11 protein-coding genes are annotated in these 20,029 nt (G+C 45.9%); 5 read left to right on the top strand and 6 right to left on the bottom strand.

What is annotated here, in order from left to right; translation table 11 throughout:
- Nucleotides 1–259: 259 nt before the first annotated feature.
- Nucleotides 260–1,546, top strand: a complete 1,287-nt coding sequence (locus QUA40_RS22185; protein ID WP_333129822.1) for an ABC transporter substrate-binding protein — start codon at nucleotides 260–262, stop codon at nucleotides 1,544–1,546.
- A gap of 63 nt (nucleotides 1,547–1,609) precedes the next feature.
- On the opposite strand, the gene QUA40_RS22190 is transcribed toward QUA40_RS22185, so the two are convergent.
- Nucleotides 1,610–1,855 (bottom strand): hypothetical protein, encoded by a 246-nt coding sequence (locus QUA40_RS22190; protein WP_333129824.1) that lies wholly within the window; start codon nucleotides 1,853–1,855, stop codon nucleotides 1,610–1,612.
- Between the two features lie 344 nt (nucleotides 1,856–2,199).
- Between QUA40_RS22190 and QUA40_RS22195 the strand changes: the two genes are divergently transcribed.
- Complete coding sequence (locus QUA40_RS22195) at nucleotides 2,200–5,325, top strand: efflux RND transporter permease subunit (protein WP_333129826.1); 3,126 nt, start codon at nucleotides 2,200–2,202, stop codon at nucleotides 5,323–5,325.
- Between the two features lie 8 nt (nucleotides 5,326–5,333).
- Here QUA40_RS22195 and QUA40_RS22200 read toward each other — a convergent pair whose 3' ends face one another.
- Both QUA40_RS22200 and QUA40_RS22205 read right to left on the bottom strand, forming a co-directional pair.
- Entirely contained in the window at nucleotides 5,334–5,771 is a 438-nt protein-coding gene (locus tag QUA40_RS22200) for a heavy metal-responsive transcriptional regulator (protein ID WP_333129828.1), read from the bottom strand.
- A 153-nt stretch (nucleotides 5,772–5,924) separates the two neighbouring features.
- The gene (locus QUA40_RS22205; protein ID WP_333129830.1) at nucleotides 5,925–6,071 is read right to left on the bottom strand and encodes a porin; all 147 of its coding nucleotides are present in this window, start codon (nucleotides 6,069–6,071) and stop codon (nucleotides 5,925–5,927) included.
- Nucleotides 6,072–6,296: 225 nt separating this feature from the next.
- On the opposite strand from QUA40_RS22205, the gene QUA40_RS22210 reads away from it, so the two are divergent.
- Nucleotides 6,297–6,776 (top strand): hypothetical protein, encoded by a 480-nt coding sequence (locus tag QUA40_RS22210; RefSeq protein ID WP_333129832.1) that lies wholly within the window; start codon nucleotides 6,297–6,299, stop codon nucleotides 6,774–6,776.
- 715 nt (nucleotides 6,777–7,491) lie between these two features.
- Complete coding sequence (locus tag QUA40_RS22215; protein ID WP_333129834.1) at nucleotides 7,492–15,000, top strand: amino acid adenylation domain-containing protein; 7,509 nt, start codon at nucleotides 7,492–7,494, stop codon at nucleotides 14,998–15,000.
- A 719-nt stretch (nucleotides 15,001–15,719) separates the two neighbouring features.
- On the opposite strand, the gene QUA40_RS22220 is transcribed toward QUA40_RS22215, so the two are convergent.
- The 3 genes from QUA40_RS22220 to QUA40_RS22230 all read right to left on the bottom strand — a co-directional run bounded on the left by QUA40_RS22220 (nucleotide 15,720) and on the right by QUA40_RS22230 (nucleotide 18,954).
- Nucleotides 15,720–16,673: an FTR1 family protein gene (locus QUA40_RS22220; RefSeq protein ID WP_333129836.1), complete on the bottom strand. Its 954-nt coding sequence runs from the start codon at nucleotides 16,671–16,673 to the stop codon at nucleotides 15,720–15,722.
- An 87-nt stretch (nucleotides 16,674–16,760) separates the two neighbouring features.
- The gene (locus tag QUA40_RS22225) at nucleotides 16,761–17,789 is read right to left on the bottom strand and encodes a helix-hairpin-helix domain-containing protein (RefSeq protein WP_333129839.1); all 1,029 of its coding nucleotides are present in this window, start codon (nucleotides 17,787–17,789) and stop codon (nucleotides 16,761–16,763) included.
- Nucleotides 17,790–17,949: 160 nt separating this feature from the next.
- Nucleotides 17,950–18,954 (bottom strand): multicopper oxidase domain-containing protein, encoded by a 1,005-nt coding sequence (locus QUA40_RS22230; protein ID WP_333129841.1) that lies wholly within the window; start codon nucleotides 18,952–18,954, stop codon nucleotides 17,950–17,952.
- Nucleotides 18,955–19,253: 299 nt separating this feature from the next.
- On the opposite strand from QUA40_RS22230, the gene rppA reads away from it, so the two are divergent.
- A complete protein-coding gene (gene rppA, locus QUA40_RS22235) occupies nucleotides 19,254–19,943 on the top strand; it encodes a two-component system response regulator RppA (RefSeq protein WP_333129844.1) in 690 nt (229 codons plus the stop codon).
- The last annotated feature ends 86 nt before the right edge of the window (nucleotides 19,944–20,029 follow it).

Genomic DNA, 20,029 nt, shown 5'->3' on the forward strand with positions numbered 1-20,029 from the left:
GAGTTTCAGCTTCTAGTCTTATGCACGAGTCTATCTTTTATTAGATAAAGTTATCACCATAAGTTCTGAAGAGCCTTAAATTTTTACAACTACGTCGGTATCAGTTCAAAACTACTAAAATGTTCAGCAATATTCTTAGAGGAGTAATTAACCGCCGCTGGCTAGTGGTTCTCTCCTTATCCCAGTTTGCGAAAGTTCGGAGTAAGATAGAATTACCAATTACCAATTCCCAATTCCCAACTACCAATTAACTAACTAAATGTTCACCACTATTGTAGTGGCACATACTCACTGCGGAAGTCCTAAGATGTTTAAAAAAAGTATCTTTAGTCACATTCTCAGCTCGTTCATCACTTTTGTACTTGTTGTTGCTTGCAGTCAAACCAATCAACCTACCACCACCACCAATACTCCGAGTAATACACCAGCAGCAGGTACAACCAATTCAGCCACTGCCCTTCCAATTGGAGCAGCATTCTCGCAAACCAGCAACTATGCTCTTTTAGCTCAGGAATCAGTGGCTGGTGCCAAAATTGCTGAGAAATATTTCAACGACAGGGGAGGTGTTAATGGTACTCCTATTAAAATGGTGTATCAAGACACTGGAGGAGATGAAGCAGGAGCCATCAACGCCTTCCAAACTCTAATTAATCAAGATCGAGTGGTTGGCATTGTTGGGCCATCGTCTTCTCAGCAGGCATTTAGTGCCAATCCAATCGCAGAACGAGCAAAAGTGCCAGTCATTGGCGCATCGAATACTGCCAAAGGGATTCCTGAGATTGGGGAGTATATTGCGCGTGTCTCTGCACCTATTTCGCTTGTAGCTCCCAATGCAGTAAAGGCAGCGCTTAAGCTTAATCCTAAGATTAAAAAAGTCGCTGTCTTTTATGCTCAAAATGACGCTTTCACGACATCGGAGACAGAAATTTTCCAGCAAGCGATTAAAAACCAAAGGCTGGATATCGTCACGGTCCAAAAGTTCCAAACTACTGACACGGACTTCCAAGCTCAAATTGGTAATGCACTCGCTCTCAAACCCGACTTAGTTGTTATTTCAGGATTGGCAGCCGATGGAGGTAACTCGATCCGGCAACTGCGGGAACTGGGTTATAAAGGTACGATCGTTGGCGGCAATGGTTTGAACACGTCTAATATCTTCTCGGTGTGTCAAGCACTCTGCGATGGTATTATCATTGCTCAAGCCTATAGTCCCGAAGCCCCCGGCGAAATCAATGCTGCCTTCCGCGATGCTTATGTAAAGCAAAACAAGAAGGAACCACCGCAGTTTAGTGCTCAAGCCTTCACTGCCGTACAAGTATTCGTGGAAGCATTGAAAGCTTTGGATAGTAAAACCAAACTCAGCGCGTTGTCATTGGCAGAGTTACGCACAAAGCTGAATCAGCAAATCCTAGCTGGGAAGTACAATACCCCTCTCGGTGAAATTGCCTTTACCCCTGAAGGTGAAGTTTTACAGAGCCAGTTTTACATTGCTCAAATCAAGATGAATGTAGATGGAAATAATGGCAAGTTCATCTTTTTGAAGTAAGTCAAAAGGGTGGATACCTATTTTGCAAAATAGTTGATTAATTTACCTTCACCCAGACAGGCTCTACGATCGTTCTTCATCGAAAATATACGGCATAGGTTTTTTGCGCTTTTTGAATTTAGCGCGCACGATCGCCCGTTGCGATTTCTTTGGCGGTACTGGATTGTAGTCTATTTCGCCAAGGCTTTCTAGAGTTTGTGAGCATTGTTTTGGTGGTTGCATAATAACTATTCTGATATCTTGCACCATTGTCAAGAACGGGCAAGATGCCCGTTCCACAAAGAATGAGTTTTCTTGTGGAACAGGCATCTTGCCTGTTCCTAAACAAGTAATTGAGAATGGTGCAAGATGTGAGTATTGTAAGCTGCATTGTCAAAAATAGCAAGACAGGTTATATCATTTTAGATTTTAGATTTTAGATTTTAGATTTTAGATTTTACATGACTTATGAATCCGGATTGAAAGTTAAAAGATTTCATCCTAATTTCATTTTTGGGTGTCAAGCTAAATAGAATGGCTATTTAACACTGTTCAGCCAAGGAATCGCGGGAAAAGCTACGGCTGCCGGAGCCTTTAATATCTGCTAATTTTTATTGTTAAATAGTCGATCGCCCAACGGTGGCTGGTAGTCATCACCTCTATAAAAGCATAAAATGTTCAGCACTATTCTGAGATGGGTAATTAACCGCCGCTGGCTAGTTGTTCTCGCCACCATTATTGTTAGTCTTTGGACATTATATATCGTCCCCCAAATGTCCCTTGATGTCTTCCCGCCTTTTGCACCCCCACAAGTCGAAATTCAAACCGAAGCACCGGGTCTGGCACCGGAAGAAATCGAGTCTTTGGTAACAGTGCCAATCGAAAGTGCAATTAACGGAACTCCAGGGGTAACAGCAGTGCGATCGTCTTCCGCTGTGGGCCTTTCTTGGGTTAAGGTAATCTTTGATTGGGGAACTGAAATTTATCAAGCGCGGCAGTTGATAACAGAACGGTTGCAGCAAGCTCAAAGCAAACTCCCGGCTGGGGTAGAAACACCGCAAATTTCTCCCACAACTTCTCCTGTGGGCACTGTTATTACTTATGCTTTTACATCAGAAACTACTCCTTTGATGGAAGTGCGTCGCCTGGTTGACTGGAAAGTCACAAATCGCCTTCTAGCCGTGACTGGCGTTGCTCAAGTGGTGGCTTACGGCGGCGAAGAAAGGCAGTATCAAGTATTAGTAGAGCCTGCCAAGTTGAAAGCTTTTAATGTGTCGTTGCAGCAAGTTGCCGAAGCGGCTGCTGCTGCGAATGTTAACGCGCCGGGGGGGTATTTAATTACGCCGGATCGAGAAACTTTAATCCGGGGGGTGGGGCGGATTGAGTCTGTGGAAGATTTGCAGCAATCGGCGATAGCCTCTCGCCACGGAACACCCGTCAGAATTGCTGATGTTGCTGATGTCAAGATTGGTGCTGCAATCAAACGGGGCGATGGCAGTTTTAACGGCAAAAAAGCTGTGATTGTGATGGTAAACAGACAGCCAGTTGCTGATACTCCGACGGTAACTAAAGCGGTTGAGGCAGCAATGGCGGAGGTGCAGCAAGCTCTGCCAAAAGATATTAAAGTTACTGTGACTTTTCGACAGGAAGAATATATTAATTCCTCGGTGGAGAATGTGCGATCGGCTTTATTTGAAGGCAGTATCATCGTCACCCTTATTCTCATTCCGTTTTTGATGAATTGGCGCACTCTGACGGTTGTTTTGCTCGATTTCTTCCTAACTTGGCTGTTCGGGCTGCTGGCGATGAATTGGCTGGGGCTGGGGCTGAATACGATGACTTTAGGGGGTTTGTCGGTGGCGATCGGCACTGCGATCGACGATGCTATTGTCTATGCGGAAAATACCTACCGCAATTTGAGAGAAAATACGTCTTCTCTTCATCCACGTCCGGTGATGGATGTGATTTTTGACGGCAGTCAAGAGGTGCGCGATTCTTTAATTGGGGCGACTGTTATTGGCATTGTGGTGTTTTCTCCTATTTTTACTTTGCCCGGTGTAGAAGGTCGAATTTTTACGCCGATGGGGATTACTTATCTGGTAGTTGTGGTGATTTCTAGTCTGGAATCGCTGTTAATATCTCCGGCTCTTTGCGCTATTTTGTTGCCTACCAAACGCATGAGTGCTGCGGAACCTTGGCTGCCGAGATTTTGCAAGAAAATATATCATTTTTTGATAAATTTGTCAATGCGCTATTCGGGGATTATTTTAGCTTTAGCTGCTGCTAGCATGGTGGCTACATTAATTATTTTGCCATCCTTTGGACGGGTGTTTTTGCCGGAGTTTCAGGAGCAAACTTTGGTGAATACTATTCAGCTTTATCCGGGGGTGTCTTTGGAGACAACAGATAGCGCGGCTTTTGCTATTGAAGATGCACTTAAGGATGATAGCAGGTTTGAATACGTGCAAGTGCGATCGGGCAGAGCTCCGGGAGATGCGGATGCTGCGGGAGTCAATTTAGCTCACATTGATATCGGTTTGAGCGAGGCTGGGATGAAAAACAGGCCGAAAACTTTGGAGTCGCTGCGGCAGGAATTTGCTAAATTGCCGGGAGTTGCACCAAATATCGGCGGTTTTATTTCTCACCGGATGGATGAGGTTTTATCTGGGGTCAGAAGTCAGATTGCTGTTAAAATCTTTGGCCCGGATTTGGATCAACTTCGCAGCATCGGTGCCAAAGTTGAAGAGCAAATGAAAACTGTTGAGGGAATTGTGGATTTGCAACTCGAACCGCAGGTGCCAGTGCCACAAATTCAAATTAAATTTAACCGTCAAGCTGCGGGTAGATACGGTTTGAAAATCGGAGAGCTTTCTGAAATAATTGAGACCGCTTTAAACGGGAAAGTTGTTTCTCAAGTTTTGGAGGTACAGCAAACCTTTGACTTAGTTGTTTGGTTGCAGCCTGAAGCTAGAAACAACCTAGAAACTATTCAGAATTTGTTGGTTGATACTCCCAGCGGCAACAAGATTCCCCTCGCCCAAGTTGCGACTGTTAAATACGGTACGGGGCCAAATACGATTAACCGCGAGAATGTTTCCCGGTTGATTGTGGCAGCAGCTAATGCTAAAAATAGGGATTTGCGATCGGTTGTGAATGAAATTCAAGCTAAAGTCAAACGAGAGGTAGAGTTGCCTTTTGGCTATTTTATCCAGTACGGCGGTCAATTTGAAGCAGAACAAAGAGCTTCGCAAAATATTATGATATTTAGCGCGATCGCCTTTTTGGTAATTACAGTATTGATGTACTTGTCCGTCAAGTCTATCGCTTCAACTGCTATGATTATGATTAATTTACCGATCGGATTAGTGGGAGGAGTAATTGCGGTAGCTTTGACTGGTGGCATCATCTCTGTAGCTTCTTTAGTTGGCTTTGTCACTTTATTTGGCGTTGCCACCCGCAACGGCTTGTTATTAGTAGACAACTACAACACTAAATTTGCCGAGGGAATGCCTTTTAAGGAAGCTATTGTTAAAGGATCGATGGAACGGCTCAACGCCATCTTGATGACCGCTTTAACTTCAGCTTTGGGTTTAGCACCTTTAGTCTTAGAAGGCGGCCCCGGAAAGGAAATTTTGCAACCTTTGTCGATCGTAGTTTTAGGAGGATTGTTTACTTCTACTGCCTTAACTCTGTTAGTTTTGCCAGCTTTGTATGCTCAATTTGGGAATTTTTTACGACCGCAACAACCTCAGCCAGTTGTTGAAGATGGAAAAGTAGTTAAAGCAGAAATAGCGAAGTGATAAACCTATTAAACTCCCTCAATCAAACTGCACAGTTGCTCGCTATCTGGATTGTCTGAATCTCTAGCTGTCCAAAGTTTTTTATAGGCTTCTAACTCCCCTTTGAACGCATTCATCTGCTGAATTTGCTCCTCAAGCAAATCAATTTTGTGGCTCAATAAGTCTTGCACCAGCGGACAAACTGCCATTCCTTGACGGCGAGATACTAAAATTTGCTGAATTTCTTGAAGAGAAAAGTTTAGTCTTTGGGCTTTCTTGATAAATTGCACTTGTCTGGCAGCATCCGCTGTGTAGTAACGGTAACCGCTACTGCTGCGTAAGGCAGGTTCCAGTAACCCTAGGCTTTCATAGTATCGCAGGGTGCCTACAGCAACACCAGTTTGCTTGGCTAGTTCTCCAATTTTTAGTAGCTGCTGTTCTAGGGATTCTGTTTCAAGTTTTGTCATAGCAGTTCCAGGGAAGTTTAAACCATATCAATACTTACTCAATTTAAAAGTCTATAACTATAAAAATCATCCCTACCTAATCTATGGAACGCCATAATCCTTCTGTCCCCTGCCAAAAAACCCGTGAGGGCATTTAGTAGGGGGACAGAAACATTATTTATCGCAATTAGCTAGGGGGCAGTCAGGCGTAGGAGTAGTACAGGGTCTTGCTGCAAAGACAATACTGGCTGTACCTGCTGTCAAAAGAACTGCCGTCAAAGCTGCGAAAGTGAATCGTTTGGTCTGAGTTGCTTTAGTCATGAATTTTTACCTGTGAATTTACGATCGCAAAGTTTATTTGCGAAACTATAAATAGCATAAACCCTGAAGTTGGCTCTAGAGTCAAGAGAGAAACTGTTAATTTTTGTAAAGCTATTAGTTTCTAATGCCAGAATACCAATATCTATCTAAAAGTTACCCTATTTCATCCTAATTTCATTTGGGCGTGTCATTATTTCTAATAATTGTACGCCAACAGTAAATCGAATGAGAGCCCTCAAGTCCAATTTAATTGTTATAGTCAGCGTCGGATTGTTATTTTTGGTAGCCTGTAATAAAGGTGACAAAGCAAGCGATCCAAATAGCAGTCCAGTATCCCCTCCTGTCGCCTCTCAACCTGCGTCTTCTGCTCCCGCCACTGCTCCTGCAACAGGAACTAAAGGGGGGCAAGTTGTAAAGTCTGGAGCTTACTATTTAGAGTTTGTACCTGAAAAAGAAGCTACCGGAACTCATTTAGATGTTTTTTTGCAAAAAGGGGATAAAAAGGAACCCGTTTCTAACGCGAAAGTGACGGCTCAAGTGCAGTTGCCGAATGGAAAGCAGCAAACAGTAGCTCTCAAGTATGATGCTGAGGGCAAACATTATGCTGTACTGTTTCCCGGCAAAGATGCAGGAAGTTATCCCGTGAAAGTGACTGCGGATATTAACGGAGAAAAAGTTGACGGTCGTTTTACCTTCAATCAATAGATAGCTGATTTCCTAATGCGCTCTAACTTATGGGCGCATTAGTTATTTGCAACCAATAACTGCCTCTTGCATTTCCACTAAACTGAATTCCCCCCTATAAATATACTTATACAAGCTCAAAAGCCTCTCATCACAAAAGTTTCAATTGTTGAGTACAAAGTCTGTACCCATGTAGATGATTGATATCTGTTTGCGATCGGCAATTATATTGAATCTACAATAATTGAGCGCGAGATCCTGCCTCAGCTATTGCTGATCAATGGATACAATTTTTCAGCTCAACAGTTGCATCCTTTGTTGAGTAAGATTTTTACGACTTTTAGTACATTTGTATTGGGGAAGTCTAGGTTGAAACTCCGCTGACAATTGCCCATCAGGAACCATCGCGGACTGGGCTGGAGTTCGATCGCACCTTGACAGAGTTAGGGAACGATCGCTTATGATGGGGAGCACGGGGATCGGGTGCATCGCTAGGCTAGCCTTTGGCAATGGCAAAGCTGACGGACTGGGGTTAGATCGCGAATTAGAAGTGATGATGTCAACATAGCTACTTAAAAAAATCTAAAATTAGCTAACAAGGCTTCTAGAGCGTGCGGCGAACTCTTTCATTCCTGAAACAATGATTATCTACCGAATAAAGTGATTTTCCCAGCAGTGGAAGACTCCGTGGCAAACACTGTTGGATTGATTGGCTCAAACTATAAGCAATACAAATATGTATATTCAGAATCAATTTAGTTGCTTTCTTATTGGAGAAGGAACTTTACCTATTCAATTTGCTGAAATTCTTTTAGATCGGGGTCATCAGATTTTCGGTATTATCTCTCTTGATGAATCGATAAGTAACTGGGCCAAGGCAAAGGACATACCTTACATCCAGCCAACAGATAATCTCATAGCATTTTTAAGACAACAGCCTTTTGATTACCTATTTAACATTGTCAACAGGTCGCTATTACCCAAAGATATTTTGGAGTTGCCGCGCCAGCTAGCGATCAATTACCATGACGCCCCACTGCCGAAGTATGCGGGGCTAAATGCTACCTCTTGGGCTTTGATGCACCGGGAGAAGACTCATGGGGTGACGTGGTATGTGATGAGCGATTCGGTGGAGGGCGGCGATATCCTGAAGCAGGTTGCTATCGATATTACTGATGAGGATACGGCTTTTACTCTCAATAACAAATGTTATGAAGCAGCAATCCGTTCGTTTGAAGAGTTAGTTGATGAGATCTCCAGTGGTCAAGGGTTAGCGAACAAGCAGAACCTGGATGAGCGAACCTATTTGGGACACTCAAAAAGACTTTTTGCTGGAGGTGTACTGTCGTTCAATCGTTGTGCCGATGATATCGATGCCGACATTAGGGCATTGGACTTTGGTTCCTACCCCAATGCCCTTGGTGTGGCGAAGTTGGCTATAGGGAGCGACTTGATCATTATCCCCAAACTCGAAGTTAAGGATGACCTATCTAAGTCGTCTCGAGGAACGATAACAGCGATCGAACCCAGCTTCCTGACGGTTTCTACAGCAAGTTACGAGGTAGCGCTGCGCCAGGTGCTGACCATCGATGGTCAAGCGTTATCGATTCCTGATTTGGTCGAGAGATTTGGGCTAGAAGTTGGGTATAAGTTTAAGGACATTGAGCCGGATAGGGCGAGGCGTATTGAAATGTTTGATGGATTAATTGCTCAGCACGAGGATTTTTGGGTAAAGAAATTGGCGACGTTACAGCCCATCACGGTTCCCTATGCAGATCAGCGGACGGCATCGCACTTGAATCAGAATCACTACACAAGTGTAAAGATGTCCATACCGCATGAGGTCACAACCTTTCTGGAGGAGTGTCATCCCGCTTGGAATCAGAGCGACTTCCTGTTTGCTGCTTTTGCCACTTATCTGTTTCGTATTGGAGGAACGGGATGTTTCGATATCGGATTTAGAAATGTCGAGCTGCAACGGGAGTTCGTAGGACTGGAAGGCTGTTTTGCCTCAATAGTTCCTTGTGGCGTAGATATAGACTACGAGCAAAGTTTTGAGGAAGTTTTTAAAGCCATTGAGGAGCAGGTGGAGTTGACCAAACTTCACAAGACTTATGCGCGTGATGTCGTAGCTAGGTATCCGGCTCTTCGTTCATTGCCTGAGCTCAGTCGTGAGCCGATGTTTCCGGTGGTCGTAGAGCTGGTAGAAAAACTAGACGAACACCAAGCCGGGTTTGGTAATGAGTTGACCCTGGTCATTCCATCACAGGGGAAAGAATGCGGTTGGCTCTATAACACCGAGGCATTGGATGGTGACAGCATTGCCAGGATGTTGGATCAGTTTGCTACTTTTTTGCAAGGTATTGTAGCTGACCCCAAAGGGCGCGTTGCCGATCTGCCTCTGTTATCTGAGCCAGAGTGTCACAAAATTCTGGTGGAGTGGAATGATACTCAGGCAGATTACCCCAAGGATAAGTGTATCCATCAGTTATTTGAGGAGCAGGTCGAGCGGACGCCTGATGCGGTGGCGGTAGTTTATGAAGACAAACAGTTGACCTATCGGGAACTGAATGCAAGAGCGAATCAGCTAGCGCACTACCTGCAAAAACTGGGGGTAGGACCAGAGGTTCTAGTGGGGATTTTCGTAGAGCGATCGCTTGAGATGATGGTGGGACTTCTGGGTATCCTCAAAGCCGGTGGAGCCTACGTGCCTCTAGATCCTGCGTATCCGAAAGAACGTCTAGCGTTCATGCTGTCAGACTCACAGGTGTCGGTGCTATTGACCCAAGAGAAGTTGCTAACTGGATTGCCTGAGCAAGGTGCGTATGCGATCTGCTTGGATACAGGTTGGGGGTTAATTTCTCAGGAGAGTGAGGAGAATCTCAACAGCGGGGTTAATCCCGCCAACTTGGCTTATATAATTTACACCTCTGGGTCAACCGGGAAACCAAAGGGAACGATGATTGTCCACCAAGGACTGGTCAATTATCTTACCTGGTGCATAAAAGCCTATGCAGTAGCCGATGGGGTTGGTTCTCCGGTTCATTCTTCGATCGGCTTCGACGCGACCATTACCAGCTTATTCTCTCCCCTATTGGTAGGACAGAGGGTAGTCTTCCTCCGAGACAAGCAGGAGATAGAGGCTCTTAGTGCCGTCTTGTGTTCTCAAAGTAATTTTAGCCTCGTCAAAATCACCCCGGCCCATCTGGCACTACTCAGTGAGTTATTACCCAGCAAGCAGGCGGCGGGTCAGACAAGAGCCTTAATTATCGGTGGCGAGGCTCTCTCGAAAAAGAGCATTTCATTCTGGCAGACTCACGCACCTGAAACTAGACTAATCAACGAATACGGTCCAACAGAAACGGTTGTTGGATGCTGTATATATGAGGTTCCGAATCAGACCTCCCGATCGGGTTTGGTTCCAATTGGTCGTCCTATTGCCAATACTCAGCTTTATATATTGGATCGGTCTCTCCAACCCGTCCCCATCGGAGTCACGGGTGAACTGCACATCGGTGGCGACGGTTTAGCGCGGGGCTATCTCAATCGGACAGAGTTGACGACCCAGAAGTTTATCCCCAACCCCTTTAGTAACCAACCCGGATCACGTCTGTACAAAACTGGGGACTTAGCTCGCTATCTACCGGACGGCAACATCGAGTTTCTCGGTCGTATCGACAATCAGGTGAAAATTCGTGGCTTCCGCATCGAGCTCGGCGAAATTGAGGCAGTGCTGATGCAAAACCGGGCTGTCCAGGATGCCGTAGTTATAGACCAGGAGTACGCCCTTAATGACAAGCGCCTAGTTGCCTATGTGGTTCCCAGCCAGGAGCAAGTCCTCTCCATCAGTGAACTGCGTCGCGACCTAAAGCAGAAACTGCCCGAGCACATGATACCTTCTGCATTTGTGCAGCTCGAAGCGGTGCCGCTGACGCCCAACGGTAAGGTCGATCGCCGCGCTCTGCCAGTGCCTGACGGGACAAGATCGAATCTAGAAGAAACTTTTGTGCCGCATCTTACGCCTTTTGAGGAAGTGCTCGCGGGCATCTGGAGCGAAGTTCTCAGGCTGGAGTGGGTGGGCATTCACGACAACTTCTTTGAGTTGGGGGGACATTCCTTACTCGCTACCCAAGTCATTTCTCGCGTGCGCGAAGCTTTCGGAGTAGAACTCCCCCTGCATACTCTCTTTGAGGAGCCTACCCTAGCTGGCTTGGCCAAAAGCGTCGAGACAGCCAGTCGAGCCGAAAAAGGCAGTTTACAGGCTCTGCCCATTAGTCCGATCTCACGGGAGGGAGACCTGCCTCTGTCCTTTGCTCAGCAGCGGCTGTGGTTCCTCGACCAATTGATGTCTGGGACACCCCTATATAACCTCCCTAACGCTCTTGTCTTGAAAGGTTCGCTCAACGTGACGGCACTAGAGCAGAGCTTAAGTGAAATTGTGAGGCGTCACGAAGCTCTACGGACTACCTTTAGTGCTGTGAATGGGCAGCCAATTCAGGTCATTCATGCGCCTGTTACCTTGCTGTTGCCGATAGTAGACCTCCGTGAACTTCCTGAGACTGAACGGGAGGTAGAAGCTCAACGGTTAGCTACTGAGGAAGGTCAGCGCCCCTTTGACTTGGTTAATGAACAATTGTTGCGCGTCAAACTCTTGCACCTGGGAGAAGAGGAACATTTGCTCCTCTTGACCATGCACCACATAGTCTCCGACGGCTGGTCTATTGGTGTGTTTATGCGGGAATTGACGGCGCTTTATGAAGCTTTTTCCACTGAGAAGTCCTCGTCATTGCCTGAACTACCTATCCAATATGCTGACTTTGCTGCCTGGCAGAACGAGTGGCTCGTCGGTGAGGTGTTGGATGTTCAACTTAACTACTGGAAGCGGCATCTAGGCGGTCAGTTGCCCGTGCTGGAGTTGCCGACCGATCGCCCGCGACCTCCTGTTCAAACTTATCGAGGTGCAAGGGAATTTCTGGAACTGCCTAAGAAAAGTACCGATGCCCTCAAAGCGCTCTCGCAGCAGGAAGGCGTTACGTTGTTTATGACCTTACTGGCAGCCTTCCAGATACTGCTCTACCGATATACAGGTCAGGAAGACGTTATTGTGGGTTCTCCCATTGCTAATCGCAACCGTGCTGAAATCGAAGGGTTGATTGGATTTTTTGTCAATACTTTGGTGCTACGAACTGAGCTTTCAGGCGACCCAAGTTTTCGGGAATTGTTAGGCCGGGTGCGTGAGGTGGCTTTGGGAGCCTATGCTCACCAGGATTTGCCTTTCGAGAAGTTGGTAGAGGAACTGCAACTCGAACGGGATTTGAGCCGTAACCCCCTGTTTCAGGTGATGTTTGTTTTCCAGAATGCCCCGATATCGGCTCTGGAGTTTCGGGGTCTAAGTCTAACCCCTGTGGAAGTCCATAACGGCACAGCAAAGTTTGATTTAACCCTTGAACTAGAAGAGAGTGCGGAGGGCATCAGGGGCTGGTTTGAATACAACACAGACTTGTTCGACCCCCTCACTATCACCCGGATGACGAATAATTTTCAGACCTTGCTGGAAGGCATCGTCGCAAACCCAGAACAGCGCCTATGGAATCTGCCCCTCTTGAGTGGATCCGAACAGCATCAACTGTTAGTGGAGTGGAATAAGACCCAGACAGATTACCCCAATCAAGCCTGTATCCATCAGTTATTTGAAGCCCAAGTAGAGCGTACACCCGATGCCGTCGCGGTGGTCTTTGAAGAGGAACAGCTAACCTACCTCCAGTTGAATCAACGAGCGAATCAACTAGCACACCACCTGCAAAAATTCGGTGTCGAGCCAGAGATGTTGGTCGGAATTTGTGTAGAGCGATCGCTAGAGATGATCGTAGGACTCCTAGGCATTCTCAAGGCTGGTGGGGCTTATTTGCCGTTAGACCCATCGTATCCCCAGGATCGTCTAGCCTTCATGCTGGAAGATGCCCAGGTGTCGGTGCTATTAACCCAACAGAAGCTAGTCTCCGGTTTTTCCGAGTACAAAGCACAGCGTTTGTGCTTGGACACCAACTGGGAAGTAATCGCCCAAGAGAATGAGGAAAAACCTGTCAGCAGCGTGACGACTGATAACCTGGCTTACACGATCTACACTTCAGGTTCTACAGGGAAACCCAAAGGAGTGCTGGTAACGCATCAAAACCTAGTCCACTCCACCAACGCTCGTATTTCTTATTACAGCGAACCCGTCACCAGTTTCCTATTACTTTCGTCGTTTGGCTTTGACAGTTCGATCGCAGGCATCTTTTGGACATTGTGCCAGGGAGGCATACTTGTACTACCACCAGCAAAGTTCCAACAAGAGCTGTTAAAGCTTACAAAGTTAATTGCTCAACATCAGGTATCGCATTTATTGAGTCTTCCATCTCTCTATAACGTGATTTTGGACCAAGCAGAACCACAACAGCTCACTTGTCTTGGTAGTGTTATTGTCGCAGGCGAACCGTGTTCCAGAGAGTTGGTTGAACGCCATACTAAGCTGCTGGCTCACGCATCTTTGTTCAACGAATACGGCCCAACAGAAGGAACGGTCTGGAGCAGTGTATATCATTGTCAGTCTTCGGGACTCAGAACACAGGTTCCGATTGGTCGCCCTATTACCAATATGCAGATCTATCTGCTGGATAAATATTTGAATCCAGTTCCCATTGGTGTACCGGGCGAGATCCACATTGGTGGTGCAGGCATCGCCAGAGGCTACCTCAACCGCCCCGAGTTGACCAAAGATAAATTTATCCCCAACCCCTTTAGCAATGAACCAGGGACACGCCTTTATAAAAGTGGGGATCTAGCTCGTTATCTACCCGACGGCAACATTGAGTTTCTCGGTCGCATAGATAATCAAGTCAAAATCCGTGGTTTCCGCATCGAACTGGGGGAGGTTGAGTCAACTCTATCGCAATATCCTAAGGTGAAGCAGTGTGTAGTAACAGCAAGGGTTGACTATGAAAGCGACAAACGTTTAGTTGCCTACATTGTTTCCAAGCAACAGCAGAAACCTACTACCGACGAACTACGATGCTTCCTCAAGCAAAAGCTCCCTGACTATATGGTGCCATCAGCCTTCGTTTTCTTAGACACCCTACCCCTAACACCCAACGGGAAAATAGACCAGCGCATCCTGCCCGCACCCAGCGAGCTCAGGCAAGATCCAGCAACTACCTTTGTGCCTCCCAGCGATGATTTAGAAATCCAACTAACAAAAATTTGGGAAAACGTTTTACGCAAAAAGCCCATCAGTGTGAAGGACAATTTCTTTGACGTGGGAGGACACTCTCTACTAGCCGTGCGCCTATTGGCACAAATCGAGAAAGCATTCGGGAAAAATCTCCCCCTGGCTACCCTCTTCCAATCACCAACCATTGAGCAACTGGCCAGCATTATCCGCCAGAAAGGATGGTCAGCACCTTCTTGGCAAACGGTGGTGACAATTAAACCCGGAGGTTCTAAACCGCCTTTGTTCTTTTTCCATGTACTTGGCGAGGGTCTAAAGTTTTGTCGCCCTTTGGCCGGTCATCTAGATCCTGAACAACCCATTTATGGGCTAGCAGTAGGGATTATGGAGGAAGTTTATTTGAATAAGATTGAGGATCTTGTGGCTCACTACCTCAAAGAAATGCGAATCATCCAACCTGAAGGTCCTTATTTTCTAGCAGGTATATATTGCGGGGGCCGAGTAGCCTATGAGGTGGCCCAGCACCTCCATACGCAAGGTCAAAAGGTAGCTCTGCTAGCCTTGTTAGATACTTTAAAAGATGATAAAGCCATCAAAATAATGCCAGTCGAAGAGCGGGTGTTGGCGCACTGGAATAACTTTTTACGAATTGGCCCCGCCTACTTGTTAAGCCAGAGGAGGGTAGAGGAAGCCAAGAATCGGCTAATGAGTATTTACTGCGAGTTTTACGAGCGTATGGGGCGTCCTTTGCCTCCAGCTTTCCAAAGCTTCACTTATCGAAAGAAAAAAGAGGAGGGAAATACGGAGTGGGCGTTCGCACCAAAGGGGGTTTACCCGGAGCGAGTGACCCTCTTCCGGCCTATCGAGAACATGGCCTTCTTAGAAGCTGATTTGGGATGGAGCGAACTGGCTCCGGGAGGATTGGAGATCCATGATATTCCTGGCAATACCTTTAGTATGCTACAAGAACCCCACGTAAAGGTACTGGCTGAAAAATTGAGGGATTCCATAGATGGTGTGCAGGCGGATGATTTATAGAACCCATTTGATACAGCGTATTCCAGGTTGATAAAGTGTAGGGACACAGCGAAAACCTTTGTTCCTAGGGGGATACAATGATCTGGGGGGTACTTCATAAACGTGGAATCTGCTGTATTTATTGGTGTAAGTGTAAGCCCTGTGGGATATGAATTTCAGTTCTTTTGCCACGATCTCCCCATGATTTATCGTCATGTGGCTATTAAGGTATGTGAGACGACTTGTTTGTCTGCCTGATTTTTTCAGAAAAGATGCCAACTGGGTTCTAAGCTGTTACGCATTTAAATTGGAAATTCCGGATAGGCTAGAAGCCCGTCCCACAAGAGTTGTATTGATTTTTGACCGACAGTTTAAATGTAGAACAGCTTATATCATGTCCTGTCGATTAACCATGATTAAAGTTTTGTCTCCGGCCACCAATAGACTGGACTTCTCCCATACAAATGTACTAACAGTCCTAAAACTCTAACTCAACAAAGGATGCAAATGTTGATCTGAAAATTTATACCCATTGATCAGCAATAGCTGACGCAGGATCTCGCGCTCAATTGTTGTAGATTCAATATAATTGCCGATCGCAAACAGATATCAATTATCTACATGGGTAGCTAATTATTTACTCAACAATTGAAACCTTTGTGATGAGAGGCTTTTGAGCTTGTGTAAGTATATTTACAGGGGAAGTTCAGACTAAGGAGCCGATCGTATTTCGATCGCACTTAATTTCTTATTTCGTTACCTGAGTTTTTTTTGAACTGGAAAAACACTCGACCTGCCAAACTTTGAAAGTAAATGCCGCCGACGGTAATTAAAAAGACGAAATAAGCCATCGCCTGCACGACATAGAGCTTATCCGTGTAGCCAAACAGCGCGCTCAGCAACAAACCGGGAAACTTTTCTTGGGGAAGCAGTTGCGAGGTATTCCACACCATCGGCCCGAGAATGCAAGAGTGCACTTTTGCAAATCTTTCGTAATAGAAACATAGCCCTGCTGACTCGCGATTTGCTTGCGATAAAATATTCACCGCGCTGTCAAATAATCCCAAAGTAGATACCACTAAACCCGCTACAATGAAGAGCAATAAAATGCCCATATATTTGAAAAACAGACGGATATTAATTTTCACTCCCCATTTAAACAGCAGTACGCCAAGTCCGGCTGCTGAAAGTATCCCTCCCAAAGCGCCGAGGGCTGGAATAATGCCTTGTTGAAACTTAGCGACGACAAACAAAACAGTTTCAAATCCTTCGCGTAAAACAGCAATCAAAACTAAACTAAATACGCCCCAGCCGGCATGAGAATTTTGCGTTAATGCAGCACTTACGGCGCTTTCGACTTCGGCTTTCATAAATCGCGCTTGCTTGGTCATCCAGAGCAGCATCCAGCTCAGCATTACTATTGCTAAAACCCCAAAAGTTGCCTCTAGCAGCGATTCCATAATTGGTGCAAAAGGCTGATTGGATGCGGACAAAATTTGAATAGTCCAGCCGAAAAGTACACCTATCAAAGCGCTGGCAATCAGTCCAACGCCAACACCGCCGAAAACCCAAGGACTTAAATAACTTTGTCCGGATTTTTTGAGGCAAGCTAGAACAATTCCGACAACTAAGGCTGCTTCGACTCCTTCGCGGAGAGTAATTACAAACGTGGGCAATGCTTCGCCAAAATTCATTTTTTTATGGTGGGAATGGGAGTGGTTAATGATCGAGGTAATTGGCAGATTATTTACCAATTACCGCTGTTGATGAGAGTAATCTTTTTAAGAGGCGGGTTTCAGAACTTTTTGGCTGTCGCCTTCGATCGTTTTAACTAGCTGGTTGACTTGTTCGGTTGTTTTCACGGGGGCGGGGGGTGCGATCGCCGTTGGCCAATTTGTCTTCAGTTCAGTCATGTTAGCAACAATTGCTTTGTCAATTTCCGGGCTGGTTTTAGCCACTTGTTCGGCGATATCTTTGTACAGCATTTCCGCGTACATGACGAAACCCCGTGAATCTTGGTATTCAATAATTGCGGAAATTTTGCCGTTAGCAACTGCGGCTCCGTACTCGGAATTAGCTGTATCCAGCAAGCCGTTAATCACTTGCAGCACGAATTTCGGATCTTTTCGCTGCGCTTCGGGAAGGGCGGCAATTGCTCCGTCAACTGCTTGCATTGATGTGTCAAATTCCGCCTTCACTTGAGCCGGATCTTTTGCACCCGCTTTAACTAAATCCTGCAATTTAATTAAAGTAGCCTTAAATTCAGGAATTTTGCGTTCTGAAAGCTGGTCTTCCACGTCGGCATAAATTTCTTCTACCGGGTGACCGATGTGCGGTTCGGCTTGGTCTGGCTTGCCTTGATCCAAGAGTTCTTGGGCTACGAAAAGATGCCCTTTCATTAAGCCCATTTTAGTCATGTAGTCTACATCTTTGGCTTCACCTGTGAGGACAACATCTTCAATAGTTACCAAGTCTTTGATTTGGTCAAATTGGGGTTGAGTAATGACATTTTTTGAGACTAATTCTTCGACTTTGCCGTAAGGGCGGCTGGCTTGAATTTTGTTAGAAAGTGCCGGTACTCCTAGCTTGGCTTCGAGTTTATCTAACTCCGAAAGAATGGCAGTATTGATATTGATCCCGCCTTTGCCGCCGTGGTTCATGCTGTGATCGCTTGTGGATACGGGACTGGCTGTAGCAGCGGGTGAGGGTGTGCTGTCGGTGTTGCTGGCTGTGGGGGAAACGCAACCAGCCAGAGCAACGAGGATGGCTGTAGCAGTGACTGTAGGTAATAAACGAAAAGTTGATAACATGGCAGTTGCTAATTTTTACGTTATGTGCATTTTGGTTCACAAGTTATTAAGAAACTTTCTCAATTATTTGCGAGGTATTTATTTTACCTATTTGCGATCGAGCTTGTCAAATAATTTCATACTTTATTTGAATCGGCGCACCCTGGTAGCAGGATTTGGTTTAAGTGATGACTTCAAATACACCCATGCAGCCAGCTTCGGCGATCGCATCTTGATGGGGATGAAACATATATTTTCCAGGGTAGCCGTAGGTAAATTCTAAGATATGTCTTTCAGCTACTCCCATTGTGATGACATCAGTTCTTTCACTGGGAGTTAAAGTCATTCCCGTGCGATATACGTCAAAAAAGTTGGCGTGCAAGTGGAACGTTACTGCTGCTTCGTACTCAATCATGTTGAGAACGTACAGCCGAACTAGCTGATTTTTATAGATAGAAATAGGGTTTTTCATGTAATAATCTGGCAAGCCGTTAAAAGCGTAAAGTTCGTTCTTTTCGTCTTCGTTTACGTCGTATCCTCCCATGATTAACATGATTTCATCGGCGGGAGGGCGGGGTTTGGGCGGATCGATGATGAACATTCCATAAAGTCCTTTACCGATATGGCGAGTTACAGGAGCAATATGGCAGTGATATAGATGCACTCCGTAGGGATTGGCATCGAATTCATAAATAAATACCGAACCGTTTTTCACTGGTTTAACGCCATCCATTTCGCTGGTATGAACGCCGTGAAAGTGCAGCGAATGAGAATGTCCGGCTTTGTTATAAAAAATGACGCGGATACGATCGCCCTCAGTTGCCCTTAATGTCGGCCCCGGCACGCGATTGTTGACGTTCCAGGTGTTGAAAGTGACGGCGCTGTTAAGTTGGACGATCGAAGTATTAGCTTCCAGGCGAAATTCGCGTACCGTGCGCCCGTTTTCGCGCGTCACCGTGCCGTAATCAAAATCCCGCGCAATTTGCATCGGGTTGATATTGCTGATGGTGAGTGCATCTGCGGGGATGGGCGGTATTCTCGCGACTGATGTCGGTTTGCGAGTCAAGTTTTGAAGTGCGATCGCGCTGCCCGCTACCCCTGCACCAGCTATTCCTAGCTGTAGCAGTTGGCGGCGACTCCAGCGCCCCGGCTTTTTCATGCCGGGACGATCGGATAAATCTGTCATACTTATTGAAAAAAATTCTCAAAAAAAATTAACTCGTGCTTGATTATAAGACATTACCCGCTTGTTGTCAATTATTGTCAACTGTTATCTTTTTCTGGGAAGTCAGAAGATTTCATGCTGATTTCATCTCAGTATGTGAGGTTAGATGTTGGGGTAGATGCTGCCGATCGCTAACAATGTATAGTCTTTATCAGAAAGATGAGGTACTATCCGGCATAGGGCATAGGGCATAGGGCATAGGGCATACCTCACTTTTTTGAGAACCGCTATATAAGGATTTACCACTATAAATTAGAGTTATGAGAGTTTTGCTAGTTGAAGATGAGCCAGATTTAGGGAAAGCGATCGATCGCACTTTAAAGCAGGAAAAATATATAGTTGATTGGGCTTTGGATGGCAGTGAAGCTTGGGAATATTTAGACAGTCAGTGGACGCAATATAACCTGGCTATTTTTGACTGGTTGCTACCAGGATTGTCAGGATTGGAACTGCTGCGGAGATTGCGTGCTAAAAATAGCGCCCTGCCCGTTTTGATGCTAACAGCAAAAGACCGAATGGAAGATAAAGTGGCGGGACTAGACGCCGGGGCTGACGATTATTTAGTTAAACCGTTTGGGATGGCGGAACTGTTAGCAAGATTGCGGGCTTTGCAAAGGCGATCGCCCCAAATTCAACCGCCACAGCTACAGGTAGGAAATCTGGTTTTGGACTGCGGAACACGCACTGTGTGCCATCTAGATCGAAATGGCAACAGCCAGATAATTTCTTTAACAAACAAAGAGTTTCAACTGCTACAATACTTTATGAAACATCCCAACCAAATTATCACCACTGACCAAATTCGCAATCAGCTATGGGAGGCGAGTGCAGATACCTTTAGCAATGTGGTAGCAGCTCAAGTGCGCTTGCTGCGGCGCAAACTTGAGTCTGTTGGCGGCACGAATTTAATTGAAACCGTACACGGCGTCGGATACCGCATGAGAAATTAAAGTAGGGCGCATTGGTGACAAGTTAAGGCTCAAAGCCAGTTGTCAAGGGGATTTTCGGAGGTAGCTCAAAGAAAAAAGGTTCTCCA

The organism is Microcoleus sp. Pol11C3, assembly GCF_036701485.1.
Classification (GTDB): Bacteria; Cyanobacteriota; Cyanobacteriia; order Cyanobacteriales; family Microcoleaceae; genus Microcoleus.

Coding starts and splice junctions, on each gene's coding strand:
- QUA40_RS22215 (WP_333129834.1), top strand. CDS start 7,492: ATGTATATTCAGAATCAATTTAGTTGCTTTCTTATTGGAGAAGGAACT.
- QUA40_RS22210 (WP_333129832.1), top strand. CDS start 6,297: ATGAGAGCCCTCAAGTCCAATTTAATTGTTATAGTCAGCGTCGGATTG.
- QUA40_RS22220 (WP_333129836.1), bottom strand. CDS start 16,673: ATGAATTTTGGCGAAGCATTGCCCACGTTTGTAATTACTCTCCGCGAA.
- QUA40_RS22205 (WP_333129830.1), bottom strand. CDS start 6,071: ATGACTAAAGCAACTCAGACCAAACGATTCACTTTCGCAGCTTTGACG.
- QUA40_RS22200 (WP_333129828.1), bottom strand. CDS start 5,771: ATGACAAAACTTGAAACAGAATCCCTAGAACAGCAGCTACTAAAAATT.
- QUA40_RS22230 (WP_333129841.1), bottom strand. CDS start 18,954: ATGACAGATTTATCCGATCGTCCCGGCATGAAAAAGCCGGGGCGCTGG.
- QUA40_RS22225 (WP_333129839.1), bottom strand. CDS start 17,789: ATGTTATCAACTTTTCGTTTATTACCTACAGTCACTGCTACAGCCATC.
- QUA40_RS22195 (WP_333129826.1), top strand. CDS start 2,200: ATGTTCAGCACTATTCTGAGATGGGTAATTAACCGCCGCTGGCTAGTT.
- rppA (WP_333129844.1), top strand. CDS start 19,254: ATGAGAGTTTTGCTAGTTGAAGATGAGCCAGATTTAGGGAAAGCGATC.
- QUA40_RS22190 (WP_333129824.1), bottom strand. CDS start 1,855: ATGCCTGTTCCACAAGAAAACTCATTCTTTGTGGAACGGGCATCTTGC.
- QUA40_RS22185 (WP_333129822.1), top strand. CDS start 260: ATGTTCACCACTATTGTAGTGGCACATACTCACTGCGGAAGTCCTAAG.